The following is a 19,842-nucleotide window of genomic DNA, read 5'->3' as shown; positions in this document are numbered from 1 at the left end:
ATGAACATTACCAGATAGTCAGTAAAACCAGCGCCAGACAGACGGAAAGCGCAAAGAAGGAGAGGTCCATTAACAGGGGATGCCAGATCTCGCCTGCGTACATCCAGTCCCGCAGCTGGTGATGGACAATCAGCCAGATAAAAAAGCCCAGCAGAACCGCTTTAAAGACAGGAGGGAAATAGACAGAAGCGCCGAACACCAGGTCCTGGAGCGACAATCCGGCAGTGTTAAGACTCAGTTTCACAAGCAAAAATCCTTTGCCGTTGCAGGAAGAATGTTCAGGTGATGCGATTATTCACATTGTAAATCATTGTTCTGATTCTAGTGAATCAGGTAATTCATTTGTTTTGGTAATTTAAATGCTGCACACTATTCTAAAATCAGTATAATAACTTAGCAAGCTAATTATAAGGAGATGAAATTGGAATCGCCACTTGGTTCTGATCTGGCACGTTTGGTACGCGTCTGGCGCGCGCTAATCGACCATCGCCTGAAACCTCTGGAGTTAACGCAGACGCACTGGGTCACGCTGCATAACATTCACCAGCTGCCGCCTGAACAGTCGCAGATTCAGCTGGCGAAAGCCATTGGTATTGAGCAGCCGTCGCTGGTTCGCACGCTCGACCAGCTGGAGGAGAAAGGGCTTATTTCTCGCCAGACCTGTGCAAACGATCGGCGGGCAAAACGTATCAAGCTTACGGAAAAGGCCGAGCCTCTGATCAATGAAATGGAAGAGGTTATTGGCAAAACGCGTGATGAGATTCTGGCAGGCGTTTCCAGAGAAGAAGTGGAAACGTTGCTTAATTTAATTCGTAAACTTGAACACAACATCCTCGATCTCCAGGCAAAAGATTGACCTTAACGGGGCCTTGAAGAAACTCAAGGCCTCTTTTTTATCTATTCATGCCAGACCACAACGCGGTTACGACCGCTGTTTTTCGCCTCGTACATCGCGGTATCCGCGCGCTTAACGCACTCTTCTGCCGAAACACGCGTATCCTGCGTCGTGAAAACCCCCATGCTGATAGTCATTCTTTCGGGTAATCCTTCCTGCTTCTCGCTGACGGAGAGGCGGATGCGTTCGGCGACAGCCAGCGCTTCCTTTGCGCCGATATTGACCAGCAGCAGGGCAAACTCTTCCCCGCCGATACGCGCGGCGGCGTCGTCCTGGCGCACGTTGTTCTGCAACACGCTGGCAGCAAATTGGATCACCTTATCGCCCTGCACGTGACCGTAGGTGTCGTTGATGCGCTTGAAGCGATCGAGGTCGCAGACGATCACCGATAGCGGTTGTGAAGCGGAAACCTTCGGCAATCGTTGATTCAGGGTGTCATAAAAATAGCTGCGGTTATACAGCCGGGTCAGGGGATCGCGAATCGAGTTCTGGTAAGAGCGGACGTATCTTTCGTTCGATTCGCGATAGAGCATAAAAACATCGCACAGCAGGACTAAAATCAGAAACAGGGTGCTAAGCGTTTCAAAGAATCGCGCCTGGTTCCAGGCGTGACTGCTATCACCTGCCGTTGAGAGTAGAACCATTAACGTAAATATATAGGCGGTACAAAAAAAGGCCCCGCTGTACCAGAATATATTACGCAATTGAGTCAGGCTAATCAGTAAAATCAGCGTTACTGACCATATGATAATTAATAACCAGCCAATACGATTATGCCACAGCGGCGTAAAAGTGTAGGTCAGATTGTCAAGGAATTCAATACTCAACAGCGGGGAGTTGCTGGAATGAATCCACGATAATATAAGCACTGCGGCAATAAAAACAAAGCAACCTGTCAGTACCGTTCGGTGAATTTTACCTGAGCTAAGGGTGATGTTGCGAAAACGGTATAAAACAATCGATGTTATAAATAAAATGGCCATCATCACGTTGCGGAAAAAATAAAAAATCAGCGCGTCATTTTGGTTAATGGCGCGACCCTGTCCGCAAATCAACCAGTCGGGATAGCTGCCTATCGTTCCCAGCATCAGCATGGCCGAGCAGGCAAAGGCGAAGGTAATCGGAACCAGGTACAGCCGTTTTTTATCGCACAGATATTTCATTCCCATAAAACAGGCAATCATAATATGAAAAGTCATCAGCGAAATCGTCAGTACAGGAAAAAGCATGGATGATGTTGTAGGTATACGATCAATTAACGAGTCGCTGAGGTAATTAAGCGTGGTAATCGCAAGGATACACACGGCAGCGTAAAGAAATATCCGTTGGGGTAAGCTTTTTATATTAGCGCGCATAGTCAACATCCCTGAAAAATGCGAGGGTAAACGACGAGGTTGTCGTAAATGATTTAAATAGTACTCATTGAAGATTACTTGATGGCAGCAGGGGGGATATTGCGCGGGCGCAAAGAGTTGAGGTGCGGCAGGAAAATATAAATATATTTATATCGTTTATTTATGTTGGTAAATGATACATCTTTTATATAAATAAGCGGCCCGTCAGGGCCGCAGGGATAAGGTTTAGCGTGGGGATACCGTAACCTGGCTGCCGCTGCCGGCAATGGCCACGCGCTGGCCAACCGAGAACGGCGTGCTGCCTTGCTTCTGCACCACCATGATGGTATTACCGTCATCTTTGCGGATTTCCAGCTCAACGCCCTGGGTTTTGTTCATCGCACCCTGTACGCCCTGACCGGCTACGCCGCCGGCGACAGCGCCTGCCGCCGTTGCCAGTGAGCGGCCCGTGCCGCCGCCAATGGTGTTACCCAGGAAGCCGCCGAGAACCGCGCCGCCGATGGCGCCGATAGCATTGCTGTCATCTCCGCCCTGAATCTGCACCGCGCGGGTATGGACAATAGTGCCGTAGGTCACGCTCTGGACCTGTTTGGCTTCGGATGCGGAGTAAACATCGCCGGACAGACCGCTGCTGCTGACGCAGCCTGCAAGCGTAAAACCAATCATCGAGACAGCCAAAACACGTAAAATCATTTATGAATCTCCTGTTCACCAAGAAGCGTTCTGTTGAACTTCCTTGTAGCCAATTATATGGCATTTAAGCGTCTGCTGGCATAGCAGATGCAGTGACTATACAAAAAATAATAATCAGAGTCGTCTCAACCTAAACTAAACACAAGTTCTTTACCCTACGAACGACAGCGCTGCTTGTATTGTTAAAAAGTATTATAGCAGCATAGCATTGCCCCCTCGTTTATGGTGGAGTGTGGGGATATACGAGAGTCATGGAATGAAGGAAAGCGTATGAAATCAGGCCGCTTTATCGGCGTAATGTCCGGCACCAGCCTTGATGGTGTTGATGTTGTCCTCGCAGCAATTAATGAAAATATGGTCGCCCAGCAGGCCAGCCTGACCTATCCCATCCCCATTGCTATTAAAGAAGACATTCTGGCCATCTGTCAGGGCCAGCAGCTTACGCTATCGCAGCTGGGGCGGCTTGATACGCGTCTGGGACGGCTGTTTGCCGATGCGGTTCAGGCGTTGATGACGCAGGAAAAGTTACAGGCGGCGGACATTATCGCCATCGGCTGCCATGGCCAAACGGTCTGGCATGAGCCTACGGGCGACGCGCCGCATACCCTACAGATTGGCGACAATAACCAGATTGCCGCGCGTACCGGCGTGACGGTCGTCGGCGACTTTCGTCGTCGCGATATGGCGCTCGGCGGGCAGGGCGCGCCGCTGGTTCCGGCGTTCCACCACGCGCTGCTGGCGCATCCGGTAGAGCGTCGAATGGTTCTTAATATTGGCGGTATCGCCAACCTCTCCCTGCTGGCGCCGGGGGTACCGGTGCGCGGCTACGACACCGGGCCTGGCAACATGCTGATGGACGCGTGGATCTGGCGACAGTGTGGTAAACCCTACGATAAAGACGCGCAGTGGGCCAGCGAGGGTAAAGTGGTGCTGCCGCTGCTGCAGGATATGCTAAGCGATCCGTGGTTTGCGCTACCGGCGCCGAAGAGTACCGGTCGCGAATACTTTAACTACGGCTGGCTATCGCAGCATCTGGCGCGTTATCCGGGGCTTCGCGCCCAGGACGTGCAGACCACCCTGGCGGAGCTGACCGCCGTCAGCATCAGTGAACAGGTGCTGCTCAGCGGGGGATGCGAACGTCTGCTGGTCTGCGGCGGCGGCGCGCGTAATCCGCTGCTGATGGCGCGTCTGGCGGCGCTGCTGCCGGGAACGGAAGTGTCGACCACCGATGAGGCGGGGATCAGCGGTGATGATATGGAGGCGCTGGCTTTCGCATGGCTGGCGTGGCGGACGCTTGCCGGATTACCCGGTAATCTCCCTTCGGTAACCGGCGCGTCGCAGGCTTCCGTGCTTGGCGCGATTTTCCCGGCAAATCCGCCGCAAAATCAGAGTTAACTGAAATCCCCCGCGCCGGTTTCTTCGTAGACTGGACAGCGTTGAGGGAGGGCGTTATGCCTTCCCGGACCGGGAAAGTCGAAGGCAAATTAATGAAAAAAATACTTATTCTTGCGGTACCTTTTATGCTCGCGGGCTGTAGCTACTACAATCAGTTTGTCGAGCGGATGAATACGGACACACTGGAGTACCAGTGCGACCAGAAGCCGTTGACCGTCCATCTTAATCATACTCGCCAGCAGGTCAGCTTTATCTACGATAACCAGCAGCTCAACTTGCAGCAGGGGTTATCCGCATCCGGAGCGCGCTATACCGACGGCGTTTACGTCTTCTGGTCGAAGGGTGATAACGCGACGGTCTATAAACGCGACCGTATCGTGCTGGAAAACTGTCAGCTGCAAACCGCCAAACGTTGAGATTTCGGTCATGGGGGCGCACAATGACGCTACCCTTTGATTATTGTCTCAATTGCCATGTCTGATAACGACGAATTGCAGCAAATCGCGCACCTGCGCCGCGAGTACACCCGTGGCGGCCTGCGTCGCCACGACCTTCCCGCCGAACCTCTGGCGCTATTTGAACGCTGGCTGCGTCAGGCCTGCGATGCGAAGCTCGCCGATCCAACGGCGATGGTGGTCGCCACCGTTGATGAAAACGCCCAGCCTTACCAGCGCATCGTTTTGCTTAAGCACTATGATGAAAAAGGCCTGGTGTTTTACACCAACCTTGGCAGCCGCAAAGCCCACCAGATTGAAAAAAATCCCCGCATCAGCCTGCTGTTCCCATGGCATATGCTGGAGCGCCAGGTGATGGTTATCGGCAAAGCAGAACGCCTTTCAACGCTGGAAGTGGTTAAATATTTCCACAGCCGTCCGCGCGATAGCCAGATTGGCGCCTGGGTGTCGCAGCAGTCCAGCCGTATCTCGGCGCGCGGCATCCTTGAGAGTAAGTTCCTCGAGCTTAAGCAAAAGTTCCAGCAGGGCGAAGTTCCTCTGCCGAGCTTCTGGGGCGGATTCCGCGTCAGCATCGAGCAGATGGAGTTCTGGCAGGGCGGCGAGCATCGTCTGCACGATCGTTTTCTCTACCAGCGGCAAAACGGCGGCTGGCAAATCGACCGACTGGCGCCATAAAGCACGCAAAAATGTTGTGTTAAGCGCTGGTGCATCGTGGCCCGGCGCTTTATTCTATACGCTTCATTTTTCAAGCTGCATCTTTGTTAGCCGCGCCTGTCTGGCTCTGTCGCTTACCTGAGTAAGTTCCCTGGGCTTTTACATGCTTGCCGCCGCGATGCAGCTTGAATAATTTTGCGTAGATGTTTTTTTTCGCGTCTGGCGAAAAGTCGTGTACCGACAGAGGTGCAGTCGTTTATAGATGGAGAATTTGATGGCAAGCAGTAACTTGATTAAACAATTGCAGGAGCGGGGGCTGGTAGCCCAGGTGACGGACGAGGAAGCGTTAGCAGAGCGACTGGCGCAAGGCCCGATCGCGCTCTATTGCGGCTTCGACCCTACCGCCGACAGCTTGCACTTGGGGCATCTTGTTCCATTGTTATGCCTGAAACGCTTCCAGCAGGCTGGCCACAAGCCGGTTGCGCTGGTCGGCGGCGCGACGGGGCTGATTGGCGACCCGAGCTTTAAAGCCGCTGAGCGTAAACTGAATACTGAAGATACCGTGCAGGACTGGGTGGATAAAATCCGCAAACAGGTCGCGCCTTTCCTCGACTTTGATTGCGGGGATAACTCGGCCATTGCCGCGAATAACTACGACTGGTTTGGCAGCATGAACGTGCTGACCTTCCTGCGTGATATCGGCAAGCACTTCTCTGTAAACCAGATGATCAACAAAGAAGCGGTGAAGCAGCGTCTCAACCGCGACGACCAGGGCATCTCTTTTACCGAGTTCTCCTACAACCTGCTGCAGGGTTACGACTTTGCCTGCCTGAACAAGCTGCACGGCGTGGCGCTGCAAATCGGCGGTTCTGACCAGTGGGGCAACATTACCTCCGGTATCGACCTGACCCGTCGTTTGCACCAGAACCAGGTCTTTGGCCTGACCGTACCGCTGATCACCAAAGCCGACGGCACCAAATTTGGTAAAACTGAAGGCGGCGCGGTGTGGCTGGATCCGAAGAAAACCAGCCCGTACAAGTTCTACCAGTTCTGGATCAACACCGCGGATGCTGACGTTTATCGCTTCCTGAAGTTCTTCACCTTTATGGACATGGCTGAAATCAACGCCCTGGAAGAAGAAGACAAAAACAGCGGTAAAGCGCCGCGCGCCCAGTATGTGCTGGCCGAGCAGGTGACCCGTCTGGTGCACGGCGAAGAAGGACTGGTGGCGGCAAAACGCATTACCGAGAGCCTGTTCAACGGTAACCTGAGCGATTTGAGCGAAGCCGATTTCGAGCAGTTAGCGCAGGATGGCGTGCCGATGATCGAAATGGAAAAGGGTGCCGATCTGATGCAGGCGCTGGTGGATTCTGAGCTGCAGCCGTCCCGCGGCCAGGCGCGTAAAACCATCGCCTCCAACGCGGTGACCATTAACGGCGAAAAACAGTCCGACCCGGAATATGTGTTTGTCGATGGCGACCGCCTCTTCGGGCGCTACACCTTACTGCGCCGCGGTAAGAAAAATTACTGTCTGGTCTGCTGGAAGTAATTGCGTAAAGGCAGGGGCGTGGGAAACCGCGCCCCTTATTTTTTGCTCTCAGGTAATCAAGATGAAGAATATCCTCGCCATCCAGTCCCACGTTGTGTTTGGCCATGCGGGCAACAGCGCCGCTGAATTTCCGATGCGCCGCCTTGGCGCCAACGTCTGGCCGCTTAACACCGTACAATTCTCCAACCATACCCAATACGGAAAGTGGACCGGCTGCGTCATGCCGCCGGCGCATTTAACGGAGATTGTGCAGGGGATAGCCGATATTAACCAGCTGCAGCGCTGCGACGCGGTATTAAGCGGATACCTGGGGTCGGCGGAGCAGGGCGAACATATTCTTGGCATCGTGCGTCAGGTGAAAAGCGCCAATCCGGCCGCGAAATATTTCTGTGACCCGGTGATGGGGCATCCTGAAAAGGGCTGCATCGTGGCGCCTGGCGTCGCGGAGTTTCACGTGCGCTATGCGCTGCCGGCGAGCGATATTATTGCGCCAAACCTGGTTGAGCTGGAGATCCTCTGCGGGCACCCGGTGGCAAACGTTAACGAAGCGGTTTTGGCCGCCCGCGAGCTGATTGCTCAGGGGCCGGAAGTGGTGCTGGTGAAGCATCTCTCACGCGCCGGGCTGAGCATGGATCGTTTTGAAATGCTGCTGGTCACCGGGCAAGAGGCCTGGCACATCAGCCGTCCGCTGGTGGATTTTGGCATGCGCCAGCCGGTGGGCGTCGGCGATGTCACCAGCGGGCTGCTGCTGGTTAAGCTGCTGCAGGGCGCGAGTTTGCGCGATGCGCTGGAGCACGTCACCGCCGCGGTGTATGAAATCATGCTGGCGACAAAAAATATGCAGGAGTATGAGCTACAGGTTGTGGCGGCTCAGGATCGTATTGCCCAGCCGGAGCACTACTTCAGCGCCACGCAGCTTTAAGAGGCGTGAGAACAACTTGCCCGACCTGCGTCGGGCAAGGATCGGCGTTACTTCAGCCCTTCAGCCTCGAGGGCGGCGGCTACGGCAGGCCGCGCGGCAACGCGCTTCATCCAGACCGCAATATTGCTATAGCCTGCCATATCCAGCTTCACGGCGTACGCCCAGCGCAGCACGGTGAACAGGTAGCCATCGGCGATAGTGAAACGGTGCCCGTTAATCCACTCTTTATCTTCCAGGCATTCGTTAACGTACTGCATTTTTTTGTCCAGCAGCGCGCGAGCGACAGGTTTGTAATCCTCCGGCGTATCAGGACGAAACAGCGGGGTAAAACCTTTATGCAGTTCCGTCGCCACGTAGTTTAGCCACTCCAGCGTCTGATAGCGCGCGATGCTTCCCACCGGTGCCAGCAGCTGGCGATCCGGCACGCGATCGGCGATATATTGCATAATGGCCACACCTTCCGTCAGCAGCACATCATCGTCCAGCAGCAGCGCCGGCACCTGACCTTTCGGGTTTACCAGCAGATAATCATCCCCGTTTTCGAGACGTTTTTTCATCACGTCAACGCCCTGCAGGGTGAAGTCCAGGCCGCTCTCGCGTAGCGCGATATGCGAAGCAAGAGAACAAGCGCCGGATTTGTAGAACAGTTTCATCGGTAACTCCTCGTGGCTGCGGTTTTCTGTATGTTAGTCCGCCCAGGGGCAAAAAAAAACCGCTAACAGCGCGTTAGCGGTTTAAATTTATGGGTTTTCCCGGGGAGCTTAGGCCGTAGCGGTATCGCGGGCTTTTGCCGTTTTATCATCGTCCTGGGTCATGCGGTTCAGCTTAGGCGCCGTCAGCAGCATCAGGATGGCGATAATGCCGGTGGCGACACCAATATGCAGGAATACGCGACCGTAAACTTCCAGCGACATCAGCGGGTCAGTCACGTTATCCGGCACCGCCATCATGTTCGCGACGTAGCCGCCGATCAGGTTGGCGCCAGCGGTAGTCAGGAACCAGCTGCCCATGATGAAGCCCATCAGACGCTGAGGAACCAGTTGCGCAACCATCGCCAGACCCAGGCCAGAGATCATCAGTTCACCGATACTTTGCAGGCCGTAGCTGATAACCAGCCAACTGACGTTCACGATACCCGCGTCGCTGGCAAACTTAGCGCCCAGCGGCAGTACGAGGAAGGCGCCGGAACAGAGGACCATACCAATAGCAAACTTCATCGGCATCGGCAGGGTATCGCCCATTTTGTTGTAGATAGCGGCCAGAATCGGGCTACCGATAATGATCCAGAATGGGTTCAGCGCCTGGTACTGCTCAGGCTCGAAAGCGATGCCAAGCAGAGAGTGTTCAACGTTGCGAATCGCAAAGAAGTTAAGGGAGGTCGGCATCTGGCTGTACAGAACAAAGAAGATAATCGCCTGCAGCATCAGGATGAACGCGACGATCATTTTGCGCCGCGCGGCGCCCTGCATCGCGAAGGCTTCTTTAGCGAAGATAACGATAATACCCAGCGCAACCACGCCCAGCGCCATACGTGCAACACCCTGGTTGTGCAGCAGCCAGGTTGCAATCGCGATGAGAACCACCACGCCAACGATTGTCGCCAGCAGCTTGCCTACCTGCAGCGGGGCGAAGTCAGGCTTCGAGCCGTACTGTTTAACCCAGCGCTGGCAGAAAGTGAAGTTGACAATGGTGATCACCAGGCCGACAAAGCTCAGGGCGAAAGCGACGCTCCAGCCGAACTTCGCCGCCAGCCACGGCGTGGCCAGCATAGAGAAGAAGGAACCGATGTTGATGGACATATAGTACATGGTAAATGCACCGTCCAGACGCGGGTCGTTCTTTTCATAGCAGGTTGAGAGCAGGGAAGAGGGGTTAGCCTTAAACAGGCCGTTACCGACGGCAATCGTCGCCATACCTATATAGACGATGCCCGCATCGTGCCCGGACCACGCTACCAGGCCATAGCCGATGGCCAGAACAATGGCACCGAGCATAATGACGCGCTTGGTGCCCAGCACCTTGTCGCCCAGCCAGCCGCCAATCGCCACCAGGCCGTAGACCAGGGCGCTAAAGGAGGAGAACAGGGTGATAGAATCCGCTTCTGACATACCCAGCTGTTTAACCAGGTAAACGGCCATGATCCCTTGCAGGCCGTAGAAACCAAAACGCTCCCATAGCTCAATCGAGAAGATGAGATAGAACGATCGTGGTTGTTTGAAAGCGTTCAAGCTGACGCTTTCTGTTGGTTTATTGTTTGCAGTCGACACAAATACCTCTTTTTTTACATCCCATATTAACGGGGGGTGCTCGGGGCGCAATCTTCTCAGACCGCCGCCTTTATAGTTATTCTGGAGGGAAAACGGCAGGTAATGTTCACTATCCTGTCCCTTCAGGCAATAGCTTTGCAATAATCTGTTACACATATTTTGTGCGGAATAATACACCGCATACACAAATGTTATTCAGAGTTAAATTTCAAGCTTTGGTGAATGGGAGCGTTTTTATCTGCCGCAATGGAAAATTTTTCGTATAATGGCGATATGTTCTGCTGAGTGCGCTTGCATCCAGTGATATAGCCCATAATCCTAAAAATTGATGGGTTATTGTGTTGGTATTTAAGTTGAGGGTATTTGAATCAGCAGGTTTGGGTACAATTACGTTAACAATTAACCAACAACAAAATGACCAGGTGATCCTGATCACAAATGTATAGAAATTTTGACTCTAAAAAAAATGAATACCCTGGATGATGATTATATAACCGCATAATCACCCGCAGCCGGGGCAAAACCATGGCGTGAATGTCGATAAAGCCGGGGGAGGCAGAGTCATCTCTTTGGGAGGACAATGACTCTGCGCGTCGTCAGGAATAGACCTTCTCTTTATACTCGCAAAGATCTTCTATCAGGCAGGAGCCGCAGCGCGGTTTACGGGCAATACACGTATAACGACCATGCAGGATTAACCAGTGATGGCAGTCGACTTTAAATTCCGCCGGAACCACCTTTAACAGCTTTTCTTCCACCTGTTCCACGTTTTTACCGGGCGCAAATTGTGTTCGATTACAAACGCGGAAGATATGCGTATCGACGGCGATTGTCGGCCAGCCGAAGGCGGTATTCAGCACCACGTTTGCCGTTTTGCGTCCCACGCCGGGAAGCGCCTCAAGGGCCGCCCGATCTTCCGGAACTTCGCCATTGTGCTGTTCAAGCAGGATCCGGCAGGTCTTGATAACGTTTTCGGCTTTACTGTTAAACAGACCGATGGTTTTGATATACGCCTTCACGCCCTCAACGCCCAGCGCCAGCATGGCTGCTGGCGTATTGGCGACCGGATAGAGTTTTGCCGTGGCTTTGTTGACGCTGACGTCGGTGGCCTGCGCCGAGAGCAGAACGGCGATCAGCAGTTCAAACGGCGAGTTAAAATGCAGCTCCGTGGTGGGGTGCGGGTCGTTATCCCTGAGCCTGGTGAGGATCTCCAGGCGTTTACTCTTATTCATCCTATGCTTTTCCCGTCACATCAGACGGCGCAATGAGATCGGCTTGCGCCGCTTTGGCTTTGCGCTGTTTGCTACGTTCATCGATGAGGTATTTTACCGCCAACATCATGCCGAGGCCAATAAATGCGCCCGGTGGCAGCATCGCCAGCAGGAACGGCGTATCGGTATGGAATACTTCAATGCGCAGAACTTTAGCCCAGCCGCCGAGCAGGCTATCGGCACCGTCAAACAGGGTGCCGTTGCCGAGGATTTCGCGCATCGAACCGAGCACAAACATTGCGCATGTCGCCCCCATCCCGATGGAGAATCCATCCAGCGCCGAGAGCGCCGGGCCTTTTTTCGCCGCAAAGGCTTCCGCGCGGCCAACCACGATACAGTTGGTGACGATCAGCGGGATAAAAATCCCCAGAGACTGATAAAGGCCGAACGCGTAGGCGTTAATCAGCATCTGCACGACGCTCACTACCGACGCGATGATCATCACGTAAATCGGGATACGGATTTCCGCCGGCGTCCAGCGACGCAGGCTGGAAATGGTCAGGTTCGTCAGGGTCAAAACCAGCGTCGTCGCCAGCCCAAGACCGAGAGCGTTGGTGGCGGTAGAAGTCACGGCGAGCAGGGGACACATCCCCAGCAGCTGAACCAGCGCGGAGTTGTTTTTCCACAACCCCTGAACAATAACGTCTTTAACTTCGCTCATGGTCTAGTCTCCACAGGGAGTGAATGCGGAAATCTGCGCGGGCAGCGTTTGGGCGTACAGGCCCGCGCGTTTGACGGCGTTGACCACCGCGCGAGGGGTAATGGTGGCCCCGGTAAACTGGTCGAAATCGCCGCCGTCTTTTTTCACGGCCCAGTGGCTGTCGTCTTGCCCATGGATCGTTTTACCGGCAAAGAGGGTGATCCAGTCGGAAATTCGGAGCTCGATTTTGTCGCCCAGGCCCGGCGTCTCATGATGTTCGGTAACGCGGGTACCCAGCACGGTGCCTTTAAAATCGGCGGCTACCAGCAGCTGAATGGCGCCGGAATAGCCGTCCGGCGCGGTAGCTTCCATCACCGCAGCAACCGGCTTCTCGCCGTCCTGCGCGATCCATACCTTGTGCTGGCCCTTGCCCAGCTCCGGCGCGCTAACCTGATAACAGCTTTTCAGCAAATCGTTATTGTAGAGAGCGGCTGGCATCACCTGGTCGAATAGGGCTTTTTGCTGCTGGGCGGCCTGGTCTTCAATGGTACTTTTGGTCAGCTCGTTAATCGCCGCCGTCAGCCCGGTAGAACCTGCGGCGAAGAGTGCCAGCGTGATACCGTGTTTGCGCATGCTTTGTAACATGTTCGGGTCCTCAGCGGTGGCCGTACGCGCGCGGGCGCGTGTAGTAATCGATCAACGGAACGGTGATATTGGCCAGCAGGACGGCAAAGGCCACGCCATCCGGGTAGCCGCCAAAGCTGCGAATCAACCATACCAGTAATCCCGCCAGCGCGCCGAAGATCAGGCGTCCGCGATTGGTGGTGGAGGCGGTCACCGGGTCCGTCAGGATAAAGAAGGCGCCGAGCATGGTGGCGCCGGAAAGCAGATGCATCTGCGGCGAGGCGAGGCTTTCCGGGGAGAACAGCCATCCCAGGGTGGCGCAAACGGCGAGGCTCAGCAGGAAGCTCAGCGGAATATGCCAGCGGATAGCCTTCTGCCACAGCAGGAACAGACCGCCCGCGAGCCAGGCCACGTTCACCCACTGCCAGCCGAGACCGGCGAGCTCGCCGCCGTAGATTGGATACTGCAGGATCTCGCCAACCGGATGGCCGGCGTGAAGCGACGTTTTAAAGGTATCCAGCGGCGTGGCCTGACTGATACCGTCAATGCCAATTCGCAGGCTATTCATGTCCCCACCGGTCGCCGTATGGCCGGTGAAAATCATCCGCAGCGCGTCGCTAAAACCTGGAACATGGGCGGCTATTTCATGGGGCGGAAGCCAGGAGGTCATCTGCACCGGGAAAGAGATCAGTAGCACCACGTAGCCAATCATTGCCGGGTTAAAAGGATTGTGACCCAGTCCACCGTACAGCTGTTTGGCGATAATCACCGCAAACGCAGTGCCCAACACGACCATCCACCACGGGGCGAAAGGCGGGATACTGACGGCCAGCAGCAGGCCGGTGAGCAGCGCTGAGTTATCGGCGAGGATCGCGGGAATATTTTGTTTGCGCAGTCTAAGGATGGCCGCTTCGGCCCCCCACGCTGTGAGGGCGGCAAGGATAATCTGCAACACGGTACCCCAGCCGAAAAACCAGGTCTGCACCACGATGCCGGGTACCGCGGCGAGCAGCACCAGCAGCATAATCCGCGAAGTCTGGCGCTGATTGTGGGTATAAGGGGAACTTGCGATTCTGAAAACCATTTAATCCTCGTTAACTGCCTGCCGGGATGCTTTCCGGGCCTGAACGCGGGCGATTGCTTCAGCGACTGCCGCTTTGCGGGCGTCGTCATTGGCTGCCGACGGGGGAACTGCTTGTTGCTGTTGTTCTGCTTTGCGCGCTTTCGCTCGGGCGATAGCGGCCTCAACGGCGGCCCTGCGCGGATCGGCGGCTGCCGGTTGTTCGGCGGCGGCATCTACCGCGGGAGCCGTCTGCTGTTCGGCTTTGCGCGCTTTCGCTCGGGCGATAGCGGCCTCAACGGCGGCTTTGCGCGGATCGGCGGCTGCCGGTTGTCCGGCGGCGGCATCTACCGCGGGAGCCGTCTGCTGTTCAGCTTTACGCGCTTTCGCTCGGGCGATCGCGGCTTCAACGGCGGCTTTGCGCGGATCGGCGGCGGCATCTACCGCCGGAGCCGTCTGCTGTTCGGCTTTGCGCGCCCGCGCCTCGGCCTTGCGGGCTTCGCGGGCGGCAATGGCTTCGCTGTTATCCGGTTTGACGCCGGAGAGCACGATAATCGGCTGCGCCGCGTCACGCTGTTTTTCACGCACCCGGGCAAGGGCGGCGTTAATGGCGTCCTGATCTTTCGCCGCAGGCTGGACCGCGGCCTGCTTATGACGTTCCAGACGCGCCGCTTTATCGCGCTCCAGGCGAGCCTGACGCGCCTCAAAGCGAATTTTGGCCTCCGCGGCGCGTTTCTCTTCTTGCGCGATCGCGGAGATCTCGGCTTTCTCCTGGCGGAAGTACTGCACCAGCGGAATATTGCTTGGGCAAACCCAGGCGCAGGCGCCGCACTCAATGCAATCTGCGAGATTATGGCTGGTGGCTTTGTCGTGCTGCTGGCCTTTGCTGAACCAATAAAGCTGCTGCGGCAGAAGATCGGCCGGGCAGGCGTCCGCACAGGCGCTGCAGCGGATGCAGCCTTTTTCCTCTTCCGGCTCGCCCATTTCGCTCGCCGACGGCGCCAGCAGGCAGTTGGTAATTTTCACGACCGGCACGTCGAGCCACGGCAGGGTGAATCCCATCAACGGGCCGCCCATAATCACCATCGGGTCAGCGCTCGGGCAGAAACCGGCATCCTTTAGCAAATGGCTGACCGGGGTGCCGAGGCGCGCCCAGACGTTACCCGGACGCGAGACCGCTTCGCCGGTCAGGGTGACGACGCGCTCCGTCAGCGGCTCGCCGTCGATTACCGCGCGTTTCACCGCATAGGCGGTGCCGACGTTCTGCATCAGCACGCCGATGTCAGAGGAGCGTCCGCCGTGAGGCACCTGCTTGCCGGTGAGGATCTGCGTGAGCTGTTTCGCGCCGCCGGAGGGATATTTGGTGGGGATCACTCGCAGGGAAATACCGTGCGTGTCGGCTAATACCGCGCGCAGCATCGAAATCGCCTGCGGTTTATTATCCTCGATGCCGATCAGGACCTGACCCGGCTGCAGAATATGGGCAAGGATACGAATACCCTCAACGATCTGCGCCGCGCAATCCTGCATCAGACGGTCATCGGCGGTGATGTAGGGCTCGCACTCGGCGGCGTTGATAATGAGTGTGTCGATTTTGTCGCCGCCGCCGCGCAGCTTGGCGCCGGTCGGGAAACCCGCGCCGCCCAGTCCGGCCACGCCAAACTGGTGAATACGCTCAATCAGCGCTTCGCGGGATTTATTCTGATAATCGTACCAGCCATCGCGCTCAATCCAGCGGTCTTCGCCATCGGCATCAATAATGACGCTCATTTCCGCCAGCGCGGAAGGGTGGGCGGTAGAGTGGGGGGCGATGGCCGCCACGATCCCGGATGTTGGGGCATGCACCGGCAACATTCGGCCCCAGCCGCGCGTCAACGGCTGGCCGCGCAGGACGCGATCGCCCGGCTGCACGCACAGCTCACCTTCCGCGCCGATATGCTGCTTTAGCGGGATGACGAAACGCTGCGGCAGCGACACCTGACGCAGCGGGGTACCGTTGGACTGGATTTTCATCTCTGGCGGATGGATGCCGCCGTTGAAGTCCCAGACTTTATCTTTGCGAAAAGCGGAAAATAACTTAAACATGTTGTTCCACGGGAATAATGCGTACCGGGATGGTCTGAAGATCCCATTTCCAGGTTTCTGTCGTCGCCGCCACCGGGCGCAGTTCAATACATTGCGTTGGACAAGGCGCGACGCAGAGATTACAGCCGGTACAGAGATCGCTCATCACCGTATGCATGGCGCGGGTGGCGCCGATGATGGCGTCGACCGGGCAGGCCTGGATGCATTTTGTGCAGCCGATGCAGTTCGCTTCGTCGATCGTCGCCAGCATTCGTGCAGGTTCGGCTTCTTGCGCGTCGCCGTCTGTCGGCTGCGGATCGACGTTCAACAGCTCGGCGATTTTAAGCATTACCGCTTCGCCGCCGGGGGCGCAGCAGTTGATTTTCTCACCCTGGGTCCCGACCGCTTCCGCGTAGGGGCGACAGCCGGGGTAGCCGCACTGGCCGCACTGGCTCTGCGGAAGCAGGGCATCTATTTTTTCCACCACCGGGTCATCTTCTACCGCAAAGCGGCGGGAGGCGTACCCCAGAATTAAGCCGAAAATCAGCCCCAGCAGGCTAATGGCGACCACGGCTATCCAGACAGCGTTCATTACAACTTCACCAAACCACTAAAGCCCATAAAGGCAAGAGACATTAAACCTGCGGTGACCAGCGCAATGGCGTTACCGCGAAACGGCGCCGGCACATCCGCGACCACCAGGCGCTCGCGAATAGAAGCGAAAAGCACCATCACCAGCGAAAAACCGACCGCGGCGGCAAAACCGTACAGCGCCGATTGCAGGAAATTATGCCCAAGGTTAATGTTTAGCAGCGCCACGCCGAGCACCGCGCAGTTGGTGGTGATCAGCGGCAGGAAAATTCCCAGCAGGCGATACAGCGCCGGGCTGGTTTTACGCACGACCATCTCGGTAAACTGCACCACCACGGCGATGACCAGGATAAAGGCCAGCGTGCGCAAATAGACCAGATCCAGTGGGATAAGGATCCAGGTATCAATTAGCCAGGCGCAAATAGAGGCCAGCGTCATCACGAAGGTGGTGGCGAGCCCCATCCCCATAGCGGCTTCCAACTTTTTGGAAACCCCCATAAACGGGCACAGTCCTAGAAACTTCACCAGCACGAAGTTGTTAACAAGGACAGTGCCAACAAAGAGCAGTAAATAATCAGCCATCATTCGACCTGAAATAGAAAAAGCCGTCTATTATCGAATAAATCGATACCGGCGACAACAGGTTAACTGTGTGGTTATTACGGATTCACAAAGGTCCGTTTAACCCGAGCAGAACGCCTGAAATAGGGTGCAAGCAGCGCAGCGGCGAGAAGAGGGAAAAGCAGCTGGCGCAGCGCGAGCGCGTCAGAAATCGGGGAAAAGGCAAAGGCTTTCACCGCCAACAGCAGCGTGATCAGCAGCCAGATGATGTAGTGTTTCGGTACCCCTTTCCGCCGCTTAAAAAAGGCGATGGTCAACCACAGCGTGTAGTACCACATGGCGATAGCAAAAGCTAAGGAAGCAATCCACAGGGCGAGATGTTCGGCACTCATATTGCCCAACAATGTATAAGTCTGGGAAGACATCAAAGCCTTAGCAAAAAACAGCAGCGACAATGAGGCGCTAAGCAGGGCCACCAGGAGCCATGCCAGCGGCGCCAAAAGCCATCCGCCAATACGTTCCACAGAGTCAGAGGACATTATTACTCCCAAATTCAACGCCAGTTATCAATAAAAGCAGGGCGGAAGTATAAGCAACTGGCGTGAATGATGACAGTCTTTATTGCACGTAGCGCCACACGGACTTGGGCACTTCGCCGATGTTGAACAATTTGCCGCCGGAAACCAGCTCCGCCCGGCGATGGTCGGCCGCGCGATACATGTTGACGATCTCTTCGTTATCGGTCAGAGAATAGTTAAGGTGATCAAAAAGTTTTTCCAGACTTTCCAGCGAACTGATTTTACGAAATTTTAATAAGTAGTCCTGAACGGTCATTTTGCGTATCCATTTTATAATCGGAATAAATTAAGTTGAATATACCCATATTGAGTAAACCTGTTCTCAACCGGCAGTTCCTTTTTAAGATAAACTGTATGGAGTTATTTCGGTTGTAAATACCTGTGACAAGAACAGACGATGTTTCCGGCCTGGTAAAAAGAAATTTAGGAGTATTCCAGAACTAAATCAGGCGCCGGAAGGCGCCTGGGAGAGAAGATTAACGCTGTTCGCCTCGGCTGGCAATAACGTTTTGATACCAGAAAAAGCTCTTTTTCCGTTTACGCGCCAGATTTTGCTGGTGATCGACATAAACGAACCCGTACTGTTTTTTATAACCGTTCAGCCAGCTCAGCAGATCAATAAAGGACCAGGGGTAGTAACCGCGCACGTCGGCACCCAGCTCCAGCGCTTTTTCCAGCGCCGTGATATGGCTGCTGAGGTAGTCAATTCGCGGGTCGTCGACGATTTCGCCATTGATAATCGGGTCTACCGCCCCCAGCCCGTTTTCGGTGATATAGATCGGAATATCACCGTAGCGCGCTTTAATCATCATGATCCCGTCGGTTAAGCCCTGAGGCCAAATTTCCCAGCCCCATTCGGTATAGGTGCTTTGCGGGTTGCGCACGAAGTAAAAGAGTCCGTCAACTCCCGGCTCGCCGCCGGTCGCGACTTCAGGAGGCTGCGCCGACACGGTTTCACGACGGTAGTAGTTCAGGCCGATAAAATCACAGCGGTTGTCACGCAGCAGCGCATCGTCACCCGGTTCAAAGGCCGGAACGCCCCACAGCGCCTGAGTTTTCTGCAGCAGCTCCGCAGGATAGCCGCCTTTTAATACCGGATCGTAGAGCCAGTGGGTATGGATAGCGTCCGCCATCTCCGTCGCTTGCTTATCTGCTTCGCTGTCGGTTAATGCAGTGTGCGGCTGCAGCACGTTGACAAACCCTATCTCTCCCGCGACGCCCATTTCACGAAACGCTTTAACCGCCAGCGCATGGGCGATAAAGACGTGGTGGCAGGCCTGAATGGCCCGCGCCGGGTCCCGCACCGCAGGGGGATGAATGCCGTTAATATAACCGTGGCCAATAAAAACGATCGTCTCGTTAAAGGTGGCCCACAGTTTGACGCGAGAGCCAAAGCGTTGATAGCAAAGACGCGCGTACTCAGCGAAGGCTTGCGCCGTACTGCGCGCCTCCCAGCCGCCTTCATCCTGTAGCGCCTGGGGGAGATCCCAGTGGTACAGGGTGATCATCGGTTCAATGTTATGCGCCAGCAGCTCGTCAATCAGGTCGCTGTAGAATTGCACCCCTGCTTCATTCACCTCGCCGCGGCCGGTGGGCAACAGGCGGGGCCAGGAAATAGAGAAGCGATAGCTTTGCAAACCCATTTCCGCCATCAGCGCCACGTCTTCGCGAAAACGATGGTAGTGGTCAACGGCGATGTCACCGGTCGTCCCCTGATAGGTAGTGCCAGGAAGATGGGAATAAGTATCCCAGATAGAAGGGCCTTTGCCGTCGGCATCGTGTCCGCCTTCAACCTGCCAGGCTGCGGTAGCGGCGCCCCATAAAAAGTGTTGCGGAAATCCGGACATGAAAAAACTCCTTATCGATTGATAAAGAGAGTGTAATCAATGCGTGTGCAACTATGCAACCGGTTTCAGAAACCGGTTGCATAGTTGCGAAGCGGGTCACTGTTTATTTCGACAGCGGCTTCGTCTGAACAACATCAACGGAAGGCGGGGACTGGTAGTTATCAATATGATGAGCGATAACTAAAAGCAGGGCCGAAACGCCCAAAACAATCCAGCCAATAAGTTCTACAATACGGTTAAAAACGTTTTCCATAACACTACTGCAAATTGTGAAACCAGACTGAAATGGTACTCAACGACTGAAGTAACGCAAGTGTTACATGATCTTAGCGACGCAAATGGCGTAAAGCTGAGCAACGTTGCGGGTTAAAAGAGTGAGCAAGCCGCGGCATCAACGCGGCCACCATCTTCTCGTTAAGAG

22 protein-coding genes are annotated in these 19,842 nt (G+C 55.3%); 6 read left to right on the top strand and 16 right to left on the bottom strand.

Annotated features, from left to right (window positions below; genetic code table 11):
* Positions 1-7 precede the first annotated feature (7 nt).
* A complete protein-coding gene (locus BWI76_RS16440) occupies positions 8-244 on the bottom strand; it encodes a DUF1656 domain-containing protein (RefSeq protein WP_004136799.1) in 237 nt (78 codons plus the stop codon).
* Positions 245-415: 171 nt separating this feature from the next.
* On the opposite strand from BWI76_RS16440, the gene slyA reads away from it, so the two are divergent.
* A complete protein-coding gene (slyA, locus tag BWI76_RS16435; RefSeq protein WP_029669661.1) occupies positions 416-856 on the top strand; it encodes a transcriptional regulator SlyA in 441 nt (146 codons plus the stop codon).
* 41 nt (positions 857-897) lie between these two features.
* Here slyA and BWI76_RS16430 read toward each other — a convergent pair whose 3' ends face one another.
* Positions 898-2,250 carry a GGDEF domain-containing protein gene (locus BWI76_RS16430; protein ID WP_064371804.1) on the bottom strand — a complete coding sequence of 451 codons (1,353 nt, stop codon included), beginning with the start codon at positions 2,248-2,250 and terminating at the stop codon, positions 898-900.
* Positions 2,251-2,475: 225 nt separating this feature from the next.
* Entirely contained in the window at positions 2,476-2,943 is a 468-nt protein-coding gene (gene slyB, locus BWI76_RS16425) for an outer membrane lipoprotein SlyB (protein ID WP_004851450.1), read from the bottom strand.
* A gap of 270 nt (positions 2,944-3,213) precedes the next feature.
* Between slyB and anmK the strand changes: the two genes are divergently transcribed.
* The 5 genes from anmK (at position 3,214) to pdxY (ending at position 7,918) form a co-directional block, all read left to right on the top strand.
* Positions 3,214-4,338 (top strand): anhydro-N-acetylmuramic acid kinase, encoded by a 1,125-nt coding sequence (gene anmK / locus BWI76_RS16420; RefSeq protein ID WP_004136807.1) that lies wholly within the window; start codon positions 3,214-3,216, stop codon positions 4,336-4,338.
* A gap of 92 nt (positions 4,339-4,430) precedes the next feature.
* A complete protein-coding gene (gene mliC / locus BWI76_RS16415; protein WP_004136809.1) occupies positions 4,431-4,754 on the top strand; it encodes a C-type lysozyme inhibitor in 324 nt (107 codons plus the stop codon).
* A 57-nt stretch (positions 4,755-4,811) separates the two neighbouring features.
* Positions 4,812-5,468 carry a pyridoxamine 5'-phosphate oxidase gene (pdxH, locus tag BWI76_RS16410; RefSeq protein ID WP_004119519.1) on the top strand — a complete coding sequence of 219 codons (657 nt, stop codon included), beginning with the start codon at positions 4,812-4,814 and terminating at the stop codon, positions 5,466-5,468.
* 253 nt (positions 5,469-5,721) lie between these two features.
* Positions 5,722-6,996 carry a tyrosine--tRNA ligase gene (gene tyrS, locus BWI76_RS16405; RefSeq protein WP_004136811.1) on the top strand — a complete coding sequence of 425 codons (1,275 nt, stop codon included), beginning with the start codon at positions 5,722-5,724 and terminating at the stop codon, positions 6,994-6,996.
* 61 nt (positions 6,997-7,057) lie between these two features.
* Complete coding sequence (pdxY, locus tag BWI76_RS16400) at positions 7,058-7,918, top strand: pyridoxal kinase PdxY (RefSeq protein ID WP_004136812.1); 861 nt, start codon at positions 7,058-7,060, stop codon at positions 7,916-7,918.
* A gap of 47 nt (positions 7,919-7,965) precedes the next feature.
* Here pdxY and gstA read toward each other — a convergent pair whose 3' ends face one another.
* The 13 genes from gstA to blr all read right to left on the bottom strand — a co-directional run bounded on the left by gstA (position 7,966) and on the right by blr (position 19,674).
* Complete coding sequence (gstA, locus tag BWI76_RS16395) at positions 7,966-8,571, bottom strand: glutathione transferase GstA (protein ID WP_004136813.1); 606 nt, start codon at positions 8,569-8,571, stop codon at positions 7,966-7,968.
* A gap of 108 nt (positions 8,572-8,679) precedes the next feature.
* Positions 8,680-10,185: a dipeptide/tripeptide permease DtpA gene (gene dtpA, locus BWI76_RS16390; RefSeq protein WP_024357981.1), complete on the bottom strand. Its 1,506-nt coding sequence runs from the start codon at positions 10,183-10,185 to the stop codon at positions 8,680-8,682.
* Positions 10,186-10,781: 596 nt separating this feature from the next.
* Positions 10,782-11,417: an endonuclease III gene (gene nth / locus BWI76_RS16385; protein WP_004132317.1), complete on the bottom strand. Its 636-nt coding sequence runs from the start codon at positions 11,415-11,417 to the stop codon at positions 10,782-10,784.
* A gap of 1 nt (position 11,418) precedes the next feature.
* On the bottom strand, positions 11,419-12,117 hold the full coding sequence (locus BWI76_RS16380; RefSeq protein ID WP_004132319.1) for an electron transport complex subunit E: 699 nt from the start codon (positions 12,115-12,117) through the stop codon (positions 11,419-11,421).
* A 3-nt stretch (positions 12,118-12,120) separates the two neighbouring features.
* The gene (gene rsxG / locus BWI76_RS16375; RefSeq protein ID WP_004132321.1) at positions 12,121-12,741 is read right to left on the bottom strand and encodes an electron transport complex subunit RsxG; all 621 of its coding nucleotides are present in this window, start codon (positions 12,739-12,741) and stop codon (positions 12,121-12,123) included.
* A gap of 10 nt (positions 12,742-12,751) precedes the next feature.
* On the bottom strand, positions 12,752-13,804 hold the full coding sequence (gene rsxD, locus BWI76_RS16370; protein ID WP_024357983.1) for an electron transport complex subunit RsxD: 1,053 nt from the start codon (positions 13,802-13,804) through the stop codon (positions 12,752-12,754).
* Entirely contained in the window at positions 13,805-15,865 is a 2,061-nt protein-coding gene (rsxC, locus tag BWI76_RS16365) for an electron transport complex subunit RsxC (RefSeq protein WP_064371803.1), read from the bottom strand. It lies immediately after the preceding gene.
* Positions 15,858-16,436 carry an electron transport complex subunit RsxB gene (gene rsxB, locus BWI76_RS16360; RefSeq protein ID WP_024357985.1) on the bottom strand — a complete coding sequence of 193 codons (579 nt, stop codon included), beginning with the start codon at positions 16,434-16,436 and terminating at the stop codon, positions 15,858-15,860. The genes rsxC and rsxB overlap by 8 nt, the downstream gene beginning before the upstream one ends.
* Positions 16,436-17,017: an electron transport complex subunit RsxA gene (gene rsxA / locus BWI76_RS16355; RefSeq protein WP_004102633.1), complete on the bottom strand. Its 582-nt coding sequence runs from the start codon at positions 17,015-17,017 to the stop codon at positions 16,436-16,438. The genes rsxB and rsxA overlap by 1 nt, the downstream gene beginning before the upstream one ends.
* Before the next feature lie 77 nt (positions 17,018-17,094).
* Entirely contained in the window at positions 17,095-17,535 is a 441-nt protein-coding gene (locus tag BWI76_RS16350; RefSeq protein ID WP_024357986.1) for a DUF2569 domain-containing protein, read from the bottom strand.
* A gap of 79 nt (positions 17,536-17,614) precedes the next feature.
* Positions 17,615-17,830 carry a transcription modulator YdgT gene (gene ydgT / locus BWI76_RS16345; protein WP_004134363.1) on the bottom strand — a complete coding sequence of 72 codons (216 nt, stop codon included), beginning with the start codon at positions 17,828-17,830 and terminating at the stop codon, positions 17,615-17,617.
* Positions 17,831-18,050: 220 nt separating this feature from the next.
* Positions 18,051-19,421 (bottom strand): GH1 family beta-glucosidase, encoded by a 1,371-nt coding sequence (locus tag BWI76_RS16340; RefSeq protein WP_049085943.1) that lies wholly within the window; start codon positions 19,419-19,421, stop codon positions 18,051-18,053.
* 103 nt (positions 19,422-19,524) lie between these two features.
* Complete coding sequence (gene blr, locus BWI76_RS16335) at positions 19,525-19,674, bottom strand: division septum protein Blr (protein WP_004119556.1); 150 nt, start codon at positions 19,672-19,674, stop codon at positions 19,525-19,527.
* Positions 19,675-19,842: the final 168 nt, after the last annotated feature.

It is taken from the genome of Klebsiella sp. M5al, from assembly GCF_002090195.1.
In the GTDB taxonomy this organism is placed as follows: domain Bacteria; phylum Pseudomonadota; class Gammaproteobacteria; order Enterobacterales; family Enterobacteriaceae; genus Klebsiella; species Klebsiella grimontii.
This window is presented reverse-complemented; position numbering and strand designations above follow the sequence as displayed.